This window comes from Rhodococcus sp. D-6 (assembly GCF_040256695.1).
GTDB lineage: Bacteria > Actinomycetota > Actinomycetes > Mycobacteriales > Mycobacteriaceae > Rhodococcus > Rhodococcus pyridinivorans.
The window spans coordinates 4999893-5017680 of record NZ_CP132970.1; the positions used below are offsets into that span (position 1 = coordinate 4999893).

At 69.5% G+C, this 17788-nt stretch carries 14 protein-coding genes and 1 pseudogene; 6 read left to right on the forward strand and 9 right to left on the reverse strand.

Annotated features, from left to right (window positions below):
* Positions 1-7: 7 nt before the first annotated feature.
* Positions 8-1051 (forward strand): alpha/beta hydrolase, encoded by a 1044-nt coding sequence (locus RBB84_RS23555; RefSeq protein ID WP_064256753.1) that lies wholly within the window; start codon positions 8-10, stop codon positions 1049-1051.
* A gap of 17 nt (positions 1052-1068) precedes the next feature.
* Here the strand turns inward: RBB84_RS23555 and RBB84_RS23560 are convergent, their stop codons facing one another.
* Positions 1069-1941: a biotin-dependent carboxyltransferase family protein gene (locus RBB84_RS23560; protein ID WP_064256754.1), complete on the reverse strand. Its 873-nt coding sequence runs from the start codon at positions 1939-1941 to the stop codon at positions 1069-1071.
* 86 nt (positions 1942-2027) lie between these two features.
* Between RBB84_RS23560 and mgtE the strand changes: the two genes are divergently transcribed.
* Positions 2028-3380 carry a magnesium transporter gene (gene mgtE / locus RBB84_RS23565; RefSeq protein WP_064256785.1) on the forward strand — a complete coding sequence of 451 codons (1353 nt, stop codon included), beginning with the start codon at positions 2028-2030 and terminating at the stop codon, positions 3378-3380.
* A 30-nt stretch (positions 3381-3410) separates the two neighbouring features.
* Here mgtE and RBB84_RS23570 read toward each other — a convergent pair whose 3' ends face one another.
* The 6 genes and pseudogenes from RBB84_RS23570 to RBB84_RS23595 all read right to left on the reverse strand — a co-directional run bounded on the left by RBB84_RS23570 (position 3411) and on the right by RBB84_RS23595 (position 8652).
* Positions 3411-4019 carry an allophanate hydrolase subunit 1 gene (locus RBB84_RS23570; protein ID WP_006550478.1) on the reverse strand — a complete coding sequence of 203 codons (609 nt, stop codon included), beginning with the start codon at positions 4017-4019 and terminating at the stop codon, positions 3411-3413.
* A gap of 25 nt (positions 4020-4044) precedes the next feature.
* Positions 4045-4803, reverse strand: coding sequence for a 5-oxoprolinase subunit PxpA (locus tag RBB84_RS23575; RefSeq protein ID WP_064256755.1), 759 nt, complete (start codon positions 4801-4803; stop codon positions 4045-4047).
* A gap of 19 nt (positions 4804-4822) precedes the next feature.
* Positions 4823-5682 (reverse strand): annotated as a pseudogene (locus tag RBB84_RS23580) (GMC oxidoreductase); the annotation flags it as partial.
* Between the two features lie 137 nt (positions 5683-5819).
* Positions 5820-6704, reverse strand: coding sequence for a metal ABC transporter permease (locus tag RBB84_RS23585; protein ID WP_006550474.1), 885 nt, complete (start codon positions 6702-6704; stop codon positions 5820-5822).
* The gene (locus RBB84_RS23590) at positions 6701-7564 is read right to left on the reverse strand and encodes an ATP-binding cassette domain-containing protein (RefSeq protein WP_006550472.1); all 864 of its coding nucleotides are present in this window, start codon (positions 7562-7564) and stop codon (positions 6701-6703) included. Before RBB84_RS23590 ends, RBB84_RS23585 begins: the two co-directional genes overlap by 4 nt.
* A 26-nt stretch (positions 7565-7590) precedes the next feature.
* Positions 7591-8652 (reverse strand): zinc ABC transporter substrate-binding protein, encoded by a 1062-nt coding sequence (locus RBB84_RS23595; RefSeq protein ID WP_064256757.1) that lies wholly within the window; start codon positions 8650-8652, stop codon positions 7591-7593.
* 169 nt (positions 8653-8821) lie between these two features.
* Between RBB84_RS23595 and RBB84_RS23600 the strand changes: the two genes are divergently transcribed.
* A complete protein-coding gene (locus RBB84_RS23600; protein WP_024102867.1) occupies positions 8822-9928 on the forward strand; it encodes a LacI family DNA-binding transcriptional regulator in 1107 nt (368 codons plus the stop codon).
* A gap of 21 nt (positions 9929-9949) precedes the next feature.
* Here RBB84_RS23600 and otsB read toward each other — a convergent pair whose 3' ends face one another.
* Together otsB and kstR are read right to left on the reverse strand one after the other, a co-directional pair.
* Positions 9950-12526, reverse strand: coding sequence for a trehalose-phosphatase (gene otsB / locus RBB84_RS23605; protein ID WP_064256786.1), 2577 nt, complete (start codon positions 12524-12526; stop codon positions 9950-9952).
* A 92-nt stretch (positions 12527-12618) separates the two neighbouring features.
* Entirely contained in the window at positions 12619-13278 is a 660-nt protein-coding gene (gene kstR / locus RBB84_RS23610) for a cholesterol catabolism transcriptional regulator KstR (protein WP_006550468.1), read from the reverse strand.
* 89 nt (positions 13279-13367) lie between these two features.
* On the opposite strand from kstR, the gene RBB84_RS23615 reads away from it, so the two are divergent.
* From RBB84_RS23615 to RBB84_RS23625, 3 genes are all read left to right on the forward strand, one after another.
* Positions 13368-15515 (forward strand): acyl-CoA dehydrogenase, encoded by a 2148-nt coding sequence (locus RBB84_RS23615; RefSeq protein WP_064256758.1) that lies wholly within the window; start codon positions 13368-13370, stop codon positions 15513-15515.
* Between the two features lie 67 nt (positions 15516-15582).
* Positions 15583-16626 (forward strand): acyl-CoA dehydrogenase family protein, encoded by a 1044-nt coding sequence (locus RBB84_RS23620; RefSeq protein ID WP_064256759.1) that lies wholly within the window; start codon positions 15583-15585, stop codon positions 16624-16626.
* On the forward strand, positions 16611-17762 hold the full coding sequence (locus tag RBB84_RS23625) for an acyl-CoA dehydrogenase family protein (RefSeq protein ID WP_006550465.1): 1152 nt from the start codon (positions 16611-16613) through the stop codon (positions 17760-17762). The genes RBB84_RS23620 and RBB84_RS23625 overlap by 16 nt, the downstream gene beginning before the upstream one ends.
* Positions 17763-17788 lie beyond the last annotated feature (26 nt).

Below are 17788 nucleotides of genomic sequence, written 5' to 3' on the forward strand. Positions count from 1 at the left end.
TGTCCTCGTGGTCGCATCCCTGCCGTTCCGTACGAAGGTGTTCGCCTTCCTCGCACGCTTCGCCGACAAGTCCATTGCCGACGCGTCCGTCGACGAGATCCCGGCACGTCGTGCTGCGCGCACGAAGCTCCTGTCGTCCCCGGTCGGACGGCTGATCTCGGGCCGGACGCATCCCGGCGTGCGGATCGAGGACCGATGGGTCGATCTCGAGCACGAGGTGATCGACGATCTCGCCCCCGAGGACTCCCCGGTCCGGACCCGTCTGCGGATCTATCGGCCCTCGGCGCGAACGAGCGGTCCGCTGCCGGTCGTGCTGCTGTTCCACGGCGGCGGGTGGGTGCTCGGCAATCCGGAGCAGAACGAGTGGTGGGCGAGCCACACCGCCGCGCGGACCCCGAGCGTCGTGGTGTCGGTGGACTACCGGCTCGCCCCCGAACATCCCTATCCCGCAGCGGTGCTGGACTGCTGGGCGGCGTTCCGGTGGGTCGTCGCACACGCTGCGGAACTCGACGGTGATCCGTCCCGCGTCGTGGTCGCCGGTGACAGTGCCGGAGGCAACCTCGCCGCGGTCGTCGCCGACGTGGCCGGCCGCTCGGGTGGTCCGCTGCCGGCCGGTCAGGTGCTGATCTATCCGGCGACGGAGATGGAGGAGGAGTTCCCGTCGGAGCGGCAGTTCGCGAACGCTCCCGTGCTCACCTCCCGCGGTATGCGGGCGTTCGTGCGCCTGTATCTGGCCGGAGCCGATCCGTATGCGCCGACCGCGGCTCCCCTGCGCGGCACGCTCGCCGGTGCCGCCGTACCGGCCCTCGTCCAGATCGCCGGGCACGACCCGTTGCGCGACAACGCCGTTCGATACGCCGAAGCATTGCGGGCCAAGGGCGGCGACGTCGCGGAGACCGATTATCCCGACACCGTGCACGGCTATCTCAGCCTGCCCGGCATCTCTCCGCCCGCGACACACGCACTCGACGAGGCGATCACCTTCGTACGTCGGGTGACGGCTACCGACCCGACCGACGAGGACGACACCTCCGTGCCGTCGCGCGCCTGACGGTCACCCAGCAGCGATCACCGTACCGGCACGAACCGCACCCGCTGTCCGGGACGCAGTTGCGCCGCGACCGGCAGATCGGCGGCGACCGCCACCGCGGCCACCGGATAGCCGCCCGTGACGGGATGGTCGACGAGGAACAGCACCGGATGCCCGTCCGGCGGTATCTGCAGCGAGCCGGGAACCATGCCCTCGCTGGGCATCTCCTCCTGCCGTGCCCGGTGCAGTCGGCCGGGACCGTGGAACCTGATACCCACCCGGTCGAGTTCCGGTGTCACCGTCCATGTCTCGTGGAACAGCGCCCGCAGTGATCCGGGCGTGAACCAGTCGTCGCGCGGGCCGGGCCGTACCCGGATCTCCACGGGGTCGTCCATCGGCGGCGGTGGTGGGAACTGCTCCTCGTCGGGCAGGTGACCCGACATCGCCCCGACCAGCAGACTGTCGCCGGCGCGAACGGGTGACGGTCCGGTGTGCGACAGGATGTCGGTGGATCTACTGCCGAGCACCTCCCGCACGTCGATGCCGCCGCGTACCGCGAGGTAAATCCGCAGGCCTTCGTTCGAGACGCCGATCCGCAGCACGTCGTCGTTGCGGAGGGTGATGCGCGCCCAGTCGCCGATCGGCCGGTCGCACACGGTCACGTCGGCGCGGGCACCGGTCACGGCCACGATCGTCTCGCCGACGCTGCGGACGGCGAGACCGCCGCCGGTCACCTCGAGTGTCGCCGCGTCCGGCTGGTTCCCCACGAGCCGGTTCGCGGCGTCGTGTGCGCGCCGGTCGGCGGCACCGGACCGGGTGAGGCCCGAGGAACCGTAACCGGGACGTCCGCGATCCTGGACCGTCGTGAGCATTCCGCCGGAGAGCACCTCGAACCACGCCACGATGTTCATTCTCACTCACCGGCTTCGATCGCACGTCCGCACTCCGGCCGAACGATCGCGTTAGGTTGAAGATCATGAGGAAGGAGGTGACGATCATGGATGAAGCAGACGTCCGGGCGGCGACGACACGACTGATCGAGAAGGCCGTCGAGGCCGACGACCTTCAGGCCGCGCACGACGCTGTCGCGGAACTGAGCGTCGAACAGGTCGTCGACGTGCTCGAACGGCTCGGTCGGACGGATCGCGCAGTGCTCTACCGGTTGCTGCCCAAGGACCGGGCGATCGACGTCTTCGAACAGCTCGACCCGAGCATGCAGAGCGAACTGCTCCGCGGGTTGCGCGACGATCAGGTGGCCGCAATCTTCGCCGACCTCGAACCCGACGACCGGGTGGAACTGCTCGACGAACTGCCCGCGACGGTCGCGTCGACCCTCATGCGCGGCCTGCCGCCCGCCGACCGCGAGGTGACCGCCACGATCCTCGGCTATCCGCAGCGGTCGATCGGCCGGCGGATGAGCCCGGCCTTCGTGTCGCTGCGGCAGGACATGACCGTCGAGCAGGCGATGGACGCCGTGCGTCGTCGGCTCTACGACGCGGAGACGGTGTACACGCTGCCGGTGGTGGACGACGGTCGTGTGCTCGTCGGGGTGGTCGGTCTGCGCGAGCTGATGACTGCGGCGCCGGGAACGGTGCTCGCCGACATCATGAACGAGCCCTACTGGGCGCGCGTGACCGACGACGCCGAGGAGTCCGCGCGCCGCTGCGCCGAACTCAAACTGCTGGCGTTGATCGTCGTCGACAGCGAGACCAGGTTGGTGGGCATCCTGACCGTCGACGACGCCCTGCGGATTCTCGAAGCCGCCGACAGCGAGGACCAGGCGCGCATCGGCGGTACCGAGCCGCTGCGCCGGCCCTATCTCGCGACACCCGTCGGGCAGTTGGTGCGCTCGCGGGTGGTGTGGTTGCTCTTCCTGGCACTCGGCGCGACCCTCACGGTCCAGGTCCTCGAGGTGTTCGAGTCGACCCTCGATCAGGTGGTCACCCTGGCGCTGTTCGTGCCGCTGATCATCGGCACCGGGGGCAACACCGGAAACCAGGCCGCCACCACGGTCACCCGCGCATTGGCGCTCGACGACGTGACGCCACGCGACATCGGCGGGGTGATCGCCCGCGAACTCCGGGTGGGTCTGTCCCTCGGTGTCCTGCTGGGCTCGGTCGCGTTCGTCCTGACGTCCCTGGTCTACGACTCGTCGGTGGGCGCGGTGATCGGGCTGACGCTGGTGAGCATCTGCACCCTCGCCGCCACCGTCGGTGGTGCGATGCCGTTGGTGGCCAAATCGATCCGCGCCGACCCCGCGGTCTTCTCCAATCCGTTCATCACGACCTTCGTCGACGCGACCGGCCTGGTGATCTATTTCCTCGTCGCGAAGGCCGTGCTCGGTATCTGAGCGCAGCGGCGCAGTGGATCCGGGGACGGCTCAGATCGCGACGAAGCGCACCGCACATCCCGGTCGCAGCAGCGCCGCAGGAGTCCGGTCCGGTTGCCACAGCGGGGCATCGGAGGTTCCGATGAGTTGCCATCCTCCGGGCGACTTCCGCGGGTAGACGCCCGAGAACTCACCCGCCAGTCCCACGGCGCCGGACGGGACGGAGGTGCGCGGTGAACTGCGCCGCGGCACGTGCAATCGAGAATCCCCGCCGGTGAGATACGCGAAGCCGGGCGCGAACCCGCCGAAGGCGACCGTCCAGAGGCTGCCGGTGTGGGCGGCGATCACGCCGTCCGCGCCGAGGCCGGTCAACTCGCCGACCTCTTCGAGATCGACGCCGTCGTACCGGACTTCGAGCGTCACCTCCTCGATGTCGACGTCGTCCCCGGACACCGGTGGGGTGGTGGTGACCCACTTGTGCACGACCTGCGCGCCGGTCTCCGACGGATCGAAGCACACCAGCAGTGTCCGCGCCGCCGGCACGAGATCGACGACGCCACGCGGCCGCTCGCGGTCGAGTGCCCGGAAGTGGGCGAGAACCTCGTCGAGGGAATCGAATTCGGCGAGCAGGGCGCTGTCTCCGGCACGAAGGATTTTCATCGGTGGACCTCGCGATGTCGGGCGTTCACACGAACGCCCGGATGTCGATCTTCTCGGCGTCGAGGCGGCGGCGCACGGCGACGGCCATCGCCGTGGCGTCGGGGGAGTCGCCGTGGATGCACACCGACTGCGCGTTCACGCGTATGTCGCTGCCGTCGACGGCGGTGACCACCCCCTCGGTGACCATGCGCAGGACCCGCTCGGCGACCTCCTCCGGATCGTGCAGTACCGCACCGGGTTCGCATCGGGAGACGAGCGTGCCCTCGGGGGTGTAGGCGCGGTCGGCGAACGCCTCGGCGACCACCTTCAGTCCGGCCCGTTCGGCCTCCTCGAGGAAGACGGAGCCGGGCAGTCCGAGGACGGGCAGCGAGGCGTCGTAGGCGCGTACCGCATCCACGACCGCACGGGCCTGTTCGCGGTGATGGACGATCGCGTTGTACAGCGCGCCGTGGGGTTTGACGTAGCTCGCCGACGAACCGGCCGCCCGGGCGAGACCGTCGAGCGCACCGATCTGATAGATGATCTCGGCGGTGAGATCCGCCGACGGCACCTCGATGAAGCGGCGGCCGAAACCGCCGATGTCGTTGTAGCCGACCTGGGCACCGATCCTTACCGCGCGCTTCGCGGCGCCGTGGCACGTGTGCAGCAGTGTCGCCGGGTCGCCGGCGTGGAATCCGCACGCCACGTTGGCGCTGGTGACGATGTCGAGCATGGTCTCGTCGTCGCCGAGACGCCACCGGCCGTAGCTCTCGCCGAGGTCGCTGTTGAGGTCGATGCGGGTCACGACCCGAGTCTATGCCCGCTCAGAAGACCGTTCCGACGTCGCGGACGACGATGTCGTCGAGGGCGCGTTCGACGACGGCGGCGATCGTCATCGACGGGTTGCACGCGGCGGTGTTGCCCGGCATGAGGGCTCCGTCGAGCACGTACAGCCCGCGCTGGCCGAACACCCGGCCCTCGAGATCGCACACCGTGCTCATGCTCGCGCCGCCGAGCGGGTGCCAGGTCGACGGGACGATCGAGTTGGTGTCGGTCAGGATGCTGCGTTCGCCGGCGATGCGGCGCACGGTGGGGTCGATGTGACCCGTCTGCAGCACCGCGTCCCCTTCGTGCGGCCAGCGCAGGACGGCGTCGTCGCGAGCGGCGTCGTAGACGAAGTGCCCGCGACCCTCACTGACGCCGTAGCCCTGCTTGCCGCCGTTGTTGACACCCATCGCACCCGAACCGTCGGTGTAGGCCGGGGCCATCTCGCCGCGGAGTTCGGCGAGCGCGTAGTCCCAGTCGATCGGCATCGGGATCTTGTCGATCGGGAAGCCGGCCTTCCGCGCACGGTCGGCGAAGATGCGCGAGGTCGCGTAGTTGGGGCTGTCGACGAGTTCGTCGGGCGCCACGGCGAGGTGCAGCATCTGCGCGACGCGCGGGTAGTGGACGCGGTCCATGCGCGCCCAGTCGAGTTCGTTCGGGAAGTGGGCGTTGAACACCGCTTCGTCGGGTTGCAGCGTCATGCCCTGGTAGGCGAGCGACCCGCCGCCGACACCGGCGGCGCACAGGGCCGTCATGTTCTCGCCGACGCACGCCTCGACCAGGTGTAGGGCTCGAAGGCGAGGTGACGACCGAACACCTCGGGGTTCGACCGGTGCCACAGGAACCGCTTGTCGGGGTTGTCGACGCGAAGGAACAACGCGTGACGTGCTGTACTCTCCACCCCCGATGTCTGTGACGTCCCGTTACTGGAGCAACCTCGGGAAACTGGGCGGACGTCGAGGAGCGCGTCAAGATCACGTCCCGACGGGCCGTGAATCAGGCAGTTGCGGCGACCCGCCCGGAACCACGTCGGTTGCGGGCGGTGCCGATCACGCGGCAGATCATGTAGATGACGAACGCGATCGTCGTGATGAACGCCGAGACCGGCACGCCCGGCGCCAGCGCGAGCAGGATGCCGCCGACCGCCGAGATCTCCGCGAAGACCACAGACAGCACCGTGGCGGCGAGCGGCCCGCTGACCACCCGGGCCGCCGCGGCGGCCGGGGTGATGAGCAGTGCCATCACCAGGAGCGCGCCGACGATCTGCACACCGAGTGCGGCGGTGACACCGACGAGGACCGCGAACACGATCGACAATGCGCGCACCGGGACGCCGCGTGCAGCCGCGACCTCCGGGTCGGTGCTGGCGAACAGTAGCGGACGGTAGATCACCAGCAGCGTGAGGATCACGACGGCAGCGCACGCGGCGAGCAGGGCGATGCCGGTACCGCCGGGCGCCACGATCTGACCGGTGAGCAGCGAGAATGCGGCACCGGTGCGTCCGTCGTAGGCCCACAGCAGCAGGACGGCGAGACCGAGTCCGAAGGCCATCACCACGCCGATGACGGAGTCGCGTTCGCGGGCACGTGTCCCCAGGACCCCGAAGAGGATCGCGGCGATCACGGCACCCGCGACCGCACCGATCCCGACGGAGACCCCGATGATGAGCGCCGCCGCGGCACCGGTGAGCGACAGTTCGGAGGTGCCGTGGACGGAGAACGCCATCTGACGGCTGATGATCAGCGGGCCGATCACGCCGGCGAGCAGACCGAGGATCGCACCGGCGACGAGCGCCTGCTGCACGAAGTCGTACTGCAGGAGTTCGACGGTGGTCTCCACGTCGAACATCCGCCCGAGGGCGTCGGTGAACTTGCTGCTCATTCGTGATCCTCGTGATCGTGGTGGACGCCTTCCCCGGGGCGCAGTCCGCCGGCGCTGCCGAGCGCGTCGATGGCGTCGCCGGTGCCGACGACCACCAGGCGGCCGCGCATCTCGAGCACCTCGACGTCGGTGCGGTAGAGCTCGGAAAGCACCTGCGAGGTCATCACCTCGGCGGGGGTGCCGATGCGGAACTGGCCGTCGACGAGGTACAGCACGCGATCCACCAGCGGCAGGATCGGATTGATCTCGTGAGTGACGAACAGGACGGAGGTGTCGTGGTCGCGGCGGCGGCGGTCGATGAGCGCCGACACCAGGTGCTGGTTGGCGAGATCGAGACTGAGCAGCGGCTCGTCGCACAGGAGTACGCGCGGATCTCCCACGAGCGCCTGCGCGATACGCAGCCGCTGCTGCTCACCACCGGAGAGCGTGCCGATCGGGGCTCCGGCATAGGTCTCTGCGCCGACCTGAGCGATCGCGTCGTCGACCGCGACGCGGCGCCGCCGGCGCGTGCGCAGGCCGGTGCCCCAGCGATGTCCGTCCATGCCGAGCCCTACGAGATCGCGTCCCCGCAGCGGGACGCCCTCGTCGAGAGACTTCTGCTGCGGCACGTATCCGACGTGCGAGTTCCCGGTCCGGACGGCCTGCCCGGCGATGGTCGCGGTTCCGGAGGTGAGCGGGAGCTGGCCGAGCAGCACCTTGAGCAGCGACGTCTTGCCGGCACCGTTCGGTCCGAGCACCGCCAGGAACTCGCCGGGTTCGACGACGAGGTCGAGTCCGTCCCAGAGGACCCGATCGCCGAATGCCAGCCGGGCATCGCGGAGTTCGACTGTGGGCGTGCGGTCGGATGGAGGAGGTGTCACCGGAGTCCGTGTTCTCGATCGGATGGTCAGGAGGCGGTCTCGAGCGCGGCGGCGAGGGTCTCGGCGGTCCGGGCCTGCCACTGAATGTAGTCGACACCTTCGGGCAGGGTTTCGAAAACCTCGACCACGGGGACGCCCGACGACTCTGCTGCCGTGCGCATCTCGCGGCTGATCCGGTCCTCGGTCTGCGGGTTGTAGATCAGGACGCGAACCTGCTTGTCGACCAACAACTGCCGTGTCGCCGCGATCGCCGCCGGGGACGGATCGGTGCCGTTCTCGATGGCGTTGGTGAAATCCGGGGGAGTGATGTCGTCGAGCGTCGCGGCCGAGACGAGGTAATGGCCGATCGTCTCGGTCTGGGCGACGGGTGCGTCGCCGTGTGTGTCGGCGAGCTTGTCGACAACATCCGCGACGTAGTGCAGGTTCTCGTGGAAGCCCGCGGCGTTGGCCTCGTAGACGGCGGCGCCGTCGGGGTCGAGTTCGGCGAGCTGCTCGGCGACGGCGTGCGCGACGGCGTCGGCGGTCGCGAGGTCGTACCAGACGTGCTCGTTGATGCCGCCGTGGTCGTGACCCTCGTGCGAGTGCCCGTCGCCGGCGTCGGACACCTCACCGCTCTCGTGCGAGTGGTCCTCGGAAACGGTTGTCTCCGAGTCGCTCTCGATGGCGTCGTCGGTGCCGTCCTCGTCGCCGTGATCGTGTCCGGCGTGCAGATCCGAGTACGCGCCGGATTCGAACAGGGCGAAGGCCTCCACGACTGCAGGCTTGTCCCCGGTGGCGCCGAGGATGTCGTCGACGAAGTGGTCGTAGCCACCGCCGTTGTAGACGACGAGCGAGGCGTCGGAGATCGCCGCGGCGTCGAGGGGGCTGGCCTCGTAGGAGTGCGGGTCGGCGTTCGGTTCGGTGATGAGCGAGCGGACCTCGATGCGGTCTCCGGCCACCGCCTGTGCGATCGACCCCCACACGTTCGTGGAGGCGACGACGCTGATCTCGTCGTCGTCGGCGCCGGAGGTATCGGTGCCGCACGCGGCGAGGGCGGTCGCGCAGGCTACGGCGGCGGCTGCGAGGGCCGTGCGGGAGGACAGTCGCACAGTTCTTCTCCTGAGGATCGGCGGTCTTCGACGAACGGGGTCCGGAACGACCGAGCGACCGACCCAAACGTTATTGGTAACCGTTACCGTTCCACTTTAGCGGACGACACCGAGCCCTCCTACCATCCCTGGGTGGTCGTGACCATGGACACAGGACTACGGTCCTCTCATGTCCAGGTCTCGTCAGCCGCGCCGACAGGCGACCCTGGCGTCGATTGCCGCCGAGTTGAAGATCTCCCGCACCACGGTCTCGAACGCGTACAACCGCCCCGACCAGTTGTCCGCCGAGCTACGCGAACGTGTCCTCGAAGTCGCCAAACGACGCGGATATGCCGGCCCGGATCCGATGGCGCGGTCGCTGCGCACCCGCAAGGCAGGAGCCGTGGGGGTCCTGCTCACCGAAGCGTTGAGCTATTCCTTCCGGGATCCCGCCGCCATGAGTTTCTTGTCGGGACTGTCCGAGGCCTGCGAAGCGGCCGGACAGGGACTACTGCTCATCCCCGCCGGACCGGGCCGTACCGACGACGAGGCCGCACAGGTCGTGCACCGCTCGTCCGTCGACGGCTTCGTCGTCTACTCGGTCCCCGCCGAGGACCCCTATCTCGCTGCCGTGCTCGAACGGCACCTCCCGATCGTCGCGTGCGACCAGCCGCGCGGTCTCGAGAACACCCCGGTGGTGGGCATCGACGACCGGCGGGCGATGCGCGATCTCGCCGCCCACCTCATCGAACTCGGCCACCGTCAGATCGGCATGTTGTCGATGCGCCTCGGCCGCGAACGGCACGACGGGGTCGTCGACCTGGCGACCCTCGAATCCGGCGCCTTCCACGTGCAGCGCGAACGCATCCGCGGCGTCCAGGACGCCATGAGCGCCGCAGGGCTGGCCCCCGAATCGCTCACCGTCGTCGAGCGCTACACCCACACCGCGGAGGACGGCCTGTCCGCCGCGGCGCAGATCATGCGCATGAACCCACGGATCACCGCGCTCGTGTGCACCACCGACGTGCTCGCGCTCGGCGCTCTCGCCTGGGCCAATCAGATGGGTCTCGACGTGCCCGGCCACCTGTCGATCACCGGCTTCGACGGCATCGACGAAGCGATCCGCGAAGGCCTCACGACCGTGCGGCAACCGCAGAAGGACAAGGGGCGGCGCGCAGGCGAACTGCTCCTCGCCGCCCCCTCGCACTCCGGTGTGCCCGCGCTCGAGACCCTGGGGACCCAGCTGTGGTTCGGTGCCACCTCGGGTCGGGTCGAGAGCGAGTGGTACGCCGAGTGACCGAGCGGCCCCGCTTGTAGCTCAGTGCTGCCGGTCGCCCATGGCCTTCGCGCCCGACAGCAGCTGGGCGCAGCGCAGCAGACCGATGTGACTGTACGCCTGCGGGTGGTTGCCCAGCGCGCGCTCCGCGACGGGGTCGTACTCCTCGCTGAGCAGCCCGGTCGGTCCGGCCGCCGCGACCAGCTGCGCGAACAGCGCCTCGGCGTCGTTGCGCTGCCCGACCAGCAGGTAGGCCGCGACCAGCCACGCCGCGCACAGGTGGAAGCCGCCTTCGGCGCCCGGCAGGCCGTCGTCGCTGTGATAGCGGTAGACGGTCGCGCCGCTGCGCAACTCCCGTTCGGTGGCCTGCACGGTCGCCCGGAACCGCTCGTCCTGCGGGTCGACGAGTCCGGTGAGGCCGATGAACAGGGTGGCCGCGTCGAGATCGGTGCCGTCGTAGGCCGAGGTGAACGACTGGACCTCGTCGTTCCAGCCCTTCTCGGTGACCTCCTCGGCGATCTCGTCGCGCAGCGCCGCCCAGCCCTCGCCGGCGGTCCGGCCGAACTTCTCGGCGAGCGTCAGTGCCCGGTCGACGGTCAGCCACCCCATGACCTTCGAGTACACATGGTGGCGGGGTGCGTGGCGGATCTCCCAGATGCCGTGGTCCGGTTCGAACCAGCGCCGTTCGACCGCGGTGACCATCGAGCAGACGAGCTCCCAGTCCCGGTCGGTGAGGGCACGGTCGTGGGACACGCCGCGCGACTCGCGGCTGTGCGCGAGGTCGGCGATCAGGTCGACGATCGGGCCGAAGACGTCGAGTTGCACCTGCTGGTTCGCCGCGTTGCCGACCCGCACGGGCCGCGAACCGGCGTATCCGGGAAGCGAGTCGATCACGGCCTCGGGCGGCAGCGGTCCGCCGGCGAGCGTGTACAGCGGGTGCAGACGTTCGGGGCCCGGCACGGTCTCGAGGACGCGGTGGACCCAGTCGAGATAGTTCTCGGCCTCCTCGAGGGATCCGACCCGCACGAGCGCCTGCGCCGTGAGCGCGGCGTCGCGCAGCCAGCAGTAGCGGTAGTCCCAGTTGCGGACACCGCCGATCTCCTCGGGGAGCGAGGTGGTCGCCGCGGCGAGGATCGAGCCCGTCGGACCGTGGACCAGCCCCCGCAGGGTGAGCGCCGAACGCTTCATGAGATCGGGCTTGAGCGGCGGCAGCTCGAGCTGGGACGCCCACGTGTGCCAGTAGGCCTCGGACTGTGCCCGACGCTCGACCTCCGGCACCGGGTGCTCATCGAGATCGTCGGTGCCGCAGCGGAGTTCGAGGATGATGTCGTTCTCGGTGGGGTCGACCACGGCGTGGGCCGTCTGGTGCACGCCGTCCGTGGTGATGTCCCACCGCACGCCGGGGGAGCGCAGGACGTAGGGCTCGTTGAAGCCCATGACGCGGATGCCGTCGTCCTCGACCTCGAGGGTGACCTGTCCCTGTCCGAACTCCGGTCGCGGGGCGAAGGTCACCACCGCGCTCGCGCGCCCGGTGATCACGCGCGTGAGGTCGGTACGGCCGGCCTCGACATCGTGCGGGAGGTAGTCGATCACCGCGAGCGACGCCCACCGGGTCACCACCGTCATCGTCGAGTCGACGTAGCGCTGGCTGAGCGGCAGTGCCTGGCGGGTCGGGCCGATGGTGAAGTGACCGGCTGCGTCACCGCCGAGGAGATGGGCGAACACCGCCGCGGAATCGGGTTCGGGGTGGCACAGCCAGGTGATCGTGCCGTCGGGGGTGACGAGTGCCTTCGAGCGGGGGCTCGCGAGCATGGTCAGGCGTTCGATCGGCGCGACGTGGGCGCCGGACAACCAGGTGCGACGTTCCTCGAGCAGGAACGCGAGTGCGGCGATGACCTCTTCGCTGGTGCGGACGCGGTACTCGGCGGCGGTGTCGCCGTCGCCGATCTTCACCCCGACGTCCGGGCCCTGCAGCGAACGGAAGGCCTTCTCGTCGGTCACGTCGTCGCCGAAGAAGACCGCCGCGCTGGCGGCTTCCTGGTGGCGGATGACGTCGAGCGCCTTGCCCTTGTCGGTGGGCACCACGGACAACTCGATGACTGCCTTGCCCTCGGTGACCTGCACACCGGGCCGGAGCGCGAGGCCGCTGCGCACGAGATCGAGGGCCTGCTCGGCATCGGCGGGAGAGGCATTGCGCACGTGCAGCGCGGCGCTCGCGGGCTTGGCCTCCACCTGCACGCCGTCGAACCGGGATGCCACCGAGTGCAGTCCCTCGACGATCGTGGCGAGGAGGTCCCTCGCGTCGGGATCGATCTCGTGGACGAATCCGATGTCGAACTCGGAGCCGTGGCTGCCGACGAGTTTGACCTCGACCGGCAAACGCGACAGAGCGGCGAGATCCTTGAGAGCGCGTCCCGAGATGACGGCAGCGGCCGTCGACGGCAGAGCGGCGAGGCCCCGCAGCGCCCGCACCGCATCGTCGTGCGGGTAGGCCTTCTCGGGATCGCTCACGATGGGGGAGATGGTGCCGTCGTAGTCGGTCGCCACGAGCAGGCGGGGCGTCCGCGCGACAGCCACCAGAGCACGTCGAAGGTCAATCGGAAGATCGTGGGCACTCACCTGCTCCACGTTAGGTCAGAGTGGGGCACGAATCCGACCCGGTGGGTATTGCGACCACGTGTTTCCGGTTACAGGAAGCGGCGGATCGGACGTCAGGCTTCCGACGCGACCGTCTTCGGCACGCGCGAGCCGTCGCCGAGCAGCAGCTCCACCGTCAGTTCGAGCCGGCGGGCGACATCGGTGGCCGACGAACGGCGCGTGAGCCAGGCGACGAGATTCGACAGCCACACGTCGCTGATGACGCGTGCGATGGCGAGTTCTTCCTCGGTGGGCTCGCCGTCGTTCATGGCCCGTGCGAACAGTCGGTCCATGAGGGTGCCCACCTGGTCGACCTCGGCGGCGGCGGAAGCGTCGGCGAACATGAACGCCCGTGTCATGGCCTCGGTGAGCAGGGGATCGCGCTGCATGGCCTTGGTGATCAGGCCCAGGATGAGGTGCATGCGCTCGAGGGGGCTGTGGCCGGGTGGGATCCGGCCCTTGCCTTCGATGCGGGCGAATTCACGGCCGAGGGCGGAGACCAGCAGGTGGACCTTGGACGGGAAGTATCGGTAGAGGGTGCCGACCGCGACGTCCGCGCGTTCTGCCACCGCCCGCATCTGCACGGCCTCGTAACCACCCTTCGACGCGAGCGCCAGGGTGGCGTCGAGAATCCGCTTGCGCCGTTCCTTCTGGGCATTGGAACTGAGATCGTCCTCGGTGAGGGCGGTCAGAGTTCCGTGTCCGTTGGCACGGGAGCGGGACGGGGTGGCCATAGATTCGTTTCCTCACGCCTTGACTCTGAATCGGTGCCATATTAGAACACGTTCTAGCAATGATGTCATTCGGAAGGGCGGAAACCGCTGTGAGTATCGCCACGACCGAGGAGCAGCGGGCCGTTCAGGCATCTGTCCAGGCCTGGTCACGTGCCGTAGACCCCATGTCGACGATACGTCGCGCAAGCGACGCGACGTGGCGCGACGGCTGGTCCTCCCTCGCAGAACTCGGAGTCTTCGGCGTCGCCGTCCCGGAGGAGGCGGGCGGCCTCGGCGCGACCACCGTGGACCTGGCCGTCATGCTCGAGCAGGCCGCCTACGAACTCGCACCGGGCCCGATCCTGACCACCGTCGTGGCCGCCCTCGTGTTCGGCCGTGCCGGTGAGACCGTCGCCAAGACGACGGAACGGCTCGCCGAGGGTGAGGTCCCCACCGCGCTCGCTCTCGACTCGGCCGTGACCGCGGAGCCTGCGGGTGACGGAGTCCTGCTGCGCGGTGAGGCCGGACCGGCCGTGGGTGCCGAAGCCGGGGTCGCCGTGCTCGTCCGTGTCGCGGGTGAAGGTGATCCGGCCGTCGAGAGCTGGGCGCTCGTCGAGGCCGATGATCCGGGTCTGCACATCGAACCGCTCGAGACCATCGACGCCTCCCGCGCGGTGGCCCGCGTCCGCCTCGACGACGCGACGGTCCCGGTCGATCGGGTCGCGACCGTCCCGGCCGGCTTCGTGCGCGACCTGACCGCCGGCCTCGCCGCCGCGGAGCTGGCCGGTCTCGCCGGCTGGGCGCTGACCACCGCCGTCGAGTACGCGAAGATCCGCGAACAGTTCGGAAAACCGATCGGTTCGTTCCAGGCCGTCAAACACATCTGCGCCGAAATGCTCTGCCGCACCGAGAAGATCCGGGCCGTGGCCTGGGATGCGGCGGTCACCGTCGACGCGCAGCCCGACGAACTGCCGATCGCGGCGGCGGCCGCCGCCGCGATCGCACTCGATGCCGCGGTGCAGACCGCCAAGGACGCGATCCAGGTGCTCGGCGGCATCGGGTTCACATGGGAACACGACGCACACTTCTATCTCCGCCGTGCGGTCGCCACCCGCCAGGTGCTCGGCGGTTCCACCGCGTGGCGCTCGCGGCTGACGACCCTGGTCCGCGACGGCGCGCGCCGTCACCTCGGTATCGACCTGTCCGATCACGAGGAGAAACGCGCGCGGATCCGTGCGGAGGTCGAGAAGATCGCCGCCGCACCCGAATCCGAGCGCCGTGTCGCCCTCGCCGAGTCGGGCCTGCTCGCGCCGCACTGGCCGCCGCCCTACGGTCGCGGAGCCGGCGCCGCCGAACAGCTCGTCGTTCAGGAGGAGCTCGCCGCCGCCGGCATCGAACGTCCCGACCTCGTGATCGGCTGGTGGGCGATTCCGACCGTCCTCGCACACGGAACACTCGAGCAGATCGAGCGTTTCGTGATGCCCACCCTGCGCGGCGACGTGGTCTGGTGTCAGCTGTTCTCCGAACCCGGCGCCGGCTCGGACCTCGCGGCGCTGCGCACGAGTGCCGAGAAGGCCGACGGCGGATGGGTGCTGCGCGGACAGAAGGTGTGGACCTCGCTCGCACAGCAGGCGGACTGGGCGATCTGTCTCGCCCGCACCGACCGCGACGTCCCCAAGCACAAGGGCATCACCTACTTCCTCGTCGACATGAAGTCGGCGGGCATCACGATCTCGCCGCTGCGCGAGATCACCGGCGACGCGTTGTTCAACGAGGTCTTCCTCGATTCGGTCTTCGTGCCGGACGACTGCGTGGTCGGCAATCTCGGCGACGGCTGGAAGCTGGCCCGCACGACCCTCGCCAACGAACGCGTCGCAATGGGGGGCAAATCGTCGCTGGGGCCGCGCATCGAGGAACTGCTCGAACTGTCGACCTCCGGCGATCCCGTCGCCGAGGACCGCATCGCGACGCAGATCGGGGAGGCGACGGTCGGTTCGCTCCTCGATCTGCGGGCGACCCTCGCGCAGCTCGAAGGGCAGGATCCGGGCGCCGCGTCCAGCGTCCGCAAGCTCATCGGTGTGCGGCAGCGGCAGGACACCGCCGAGCTCGCCATGGATCTCGCGGGCGAGGCCGGCTGGGTGGAAGGTCCGCTCACCCGGGAGTTCCTCAACACCCGGTGCCTGACGATCGCCGGCGGAACCGAGCAGATCCTGCTCACCATGGCGGCCGAGCGGCTCCTGGGCCTGCCGCGCGATTGAGCGGTCCTTCCGCAGGGCGCCGGGGAGTGCTACAACTAGAACACGTTCTATTCGAAGGTGGGTGACGGTGGACTTCACACGTGACGAGACACAGGAGGAAATCGCCGGTGTGGCGGCCGGTCTCCTGAAACGCGGCCTCACCGACGACGCGTTGTGGGCCGCGCTGGCCGACGCCGACCTGCTCTCGCTCGCTCTGCCGGAGCGTCTCGGCGGGTCGGGCCTCGGGCTCGGCGAGGTCGCCACCGTGCTCACCGAGATCGGACGCGGAGCCGCGCAGACCCCGGCCCTGGCCACCCTCGGCCTGGGCGTGCTGCCGATCCTCGCGCTCGCCTCCGAACAGCAACAGGACGACCTGCTCGCCGGCGTCGCCGAAGGAGCCGTGCTTACAGCCGCGCTCGGCGAACCGGGACGCGCCTTCCCGGAGCAACCGGCCGCCACGGCGGTCGCCACCGACGGGGGCCACGCGGTCACCGGTTCGTTCGTCGCCGTGCCCTACGCCGACCGGGCACGCGTGGTGCTGCTGCCCACCGACGCAGGCGTGGTCGCGGTGGCTCCCGACGCCGTGGGCATGACCCTGCGTTCGAGCCCCACCTCGACCGGCTCTCCCGAGTTCTCGGTGCGCGCCGACGGCGCCGTGGGTGTCCTGCTCGCCGAATCCGGCATCGACGCCGTGGCGACACTCCACCGGATCGCGCTCGCCGCCGTGGCGGCATTCGCCGACGGACTGCTCTCCGGGGCAACCGAACTCACGGCGAAGCACGTCAGCGAGCGGCACCAGTTCGGCAAGCCGCTCGCGACCTTCCAGGCCGTCGCACAGCAGATCGCCGACATCTACGTCACCGCCCGCACCCTGCACGTCGCGGCGCTGTCGTCGGTCTGGCGCCTGGCCGAAGGTCTCGACGCCGCGGACGATCTCGACATCACCGCCTACTGGATCGCCGCCGAACTGCCGCCGGCCATGCGGGTGCTGCACCACCTGCACGGCGGCGTGGGTGTGGACGAGACCTATCCGCTGCACAAGTACTCGTCGACCGCCAAGGACCTCGCCCGGTTGCTCGGCGGCGCCTCGTACCGACTCGACCTCGTGGGGGCCCGGTGTTCATCGATCTGACCGACGACCAGCGCGCACTGCAAGCCGAACTGCGGCGCTACTTCAGCAGCCTCGTCTCACCCGAGGAGGCTGCGATCATGCGCACGGAGCGGCACGGCCCCACCTATCGCGAGGTCGTGCGTCGCATGGGCAAGGACGGTTGGCTCGGCGTAGGCTGGCCCGTCGAGTTCGGCGGCCGCGGCTTCGGCGACGTGGAACAGCAGATCTTCGCCAACGAGGCCGTCCGCGCCGACGTGCCGTTGCCGAGCGTCACCCTGCAGACCGTCGGCCCGACCCTGCAGGTCTACGGGACCGACGAACAGAAGCGAAAGTTCCTGCCCGCCATCCTCGCCGGCGAGGTGCACTTCGCCATCGGCTACTCCGAACCCGAGGCCGGTACCGACCTCGCCGCCCTGCGCACCACCGCCGTCCGCGACGGCGACCACTACATCGTCAACGGACAGAAGATCTTCACCACCGGCGGGCACGACGCCGACTACATCTGGCTCGCCGTCCGCACCGGCCCCGCCGACTCGCGTCACCGCGGCATCTCCGTGCTCATCGTCGACACCAAGGATCCCGGCTTCAGCTGGACGCCGATCATCACGTGCGACGGTGCCCACCACGTCAACGCCACCTACTACAGCGACGTACGCGTTCCCGTCGAGATGCTCGTCGGCGAGGAGAACAAGGGCTGGAAGCTCATCACCACCCAACTCAACCACGAACGCGTCATGCTCGGCCCGGCCGGTCGCGTCGCCGGCATCTACGACCGGCTCGTCGAATGGGTCCGCGCCCACGAACTCCGGGACCGCCCCGAGGTGCGACGCGCACTCGGCGAGATCCACGCGACCTGGCGACTCAACGAACTGCTCAACTGGCAGGTCGCGGCGAGCAGCAACGACGCCGTCGACATCGCCGATGCCTCGGCGACCAAGGTGTTCGCCACCGAGCGGATCCAGCGCGTCGGGCGCCTCGCCGAGGAGATCGTCGGTGCCTTCGGCGATCCGGCCGACGACGACACCGCCGATCTGCTCCGCTGGCTCGACATGATGGCCAAACGCAATGTCGTCATCACCTTCGGCGGTGGCGTCAACGAGGTGATGCGCGAACTGATCGCCACCGCCGGTCTGGGCATGCCGCGGGTCCCGCGGTGAGGCAGGAGAATTCGGTGACACGAGAT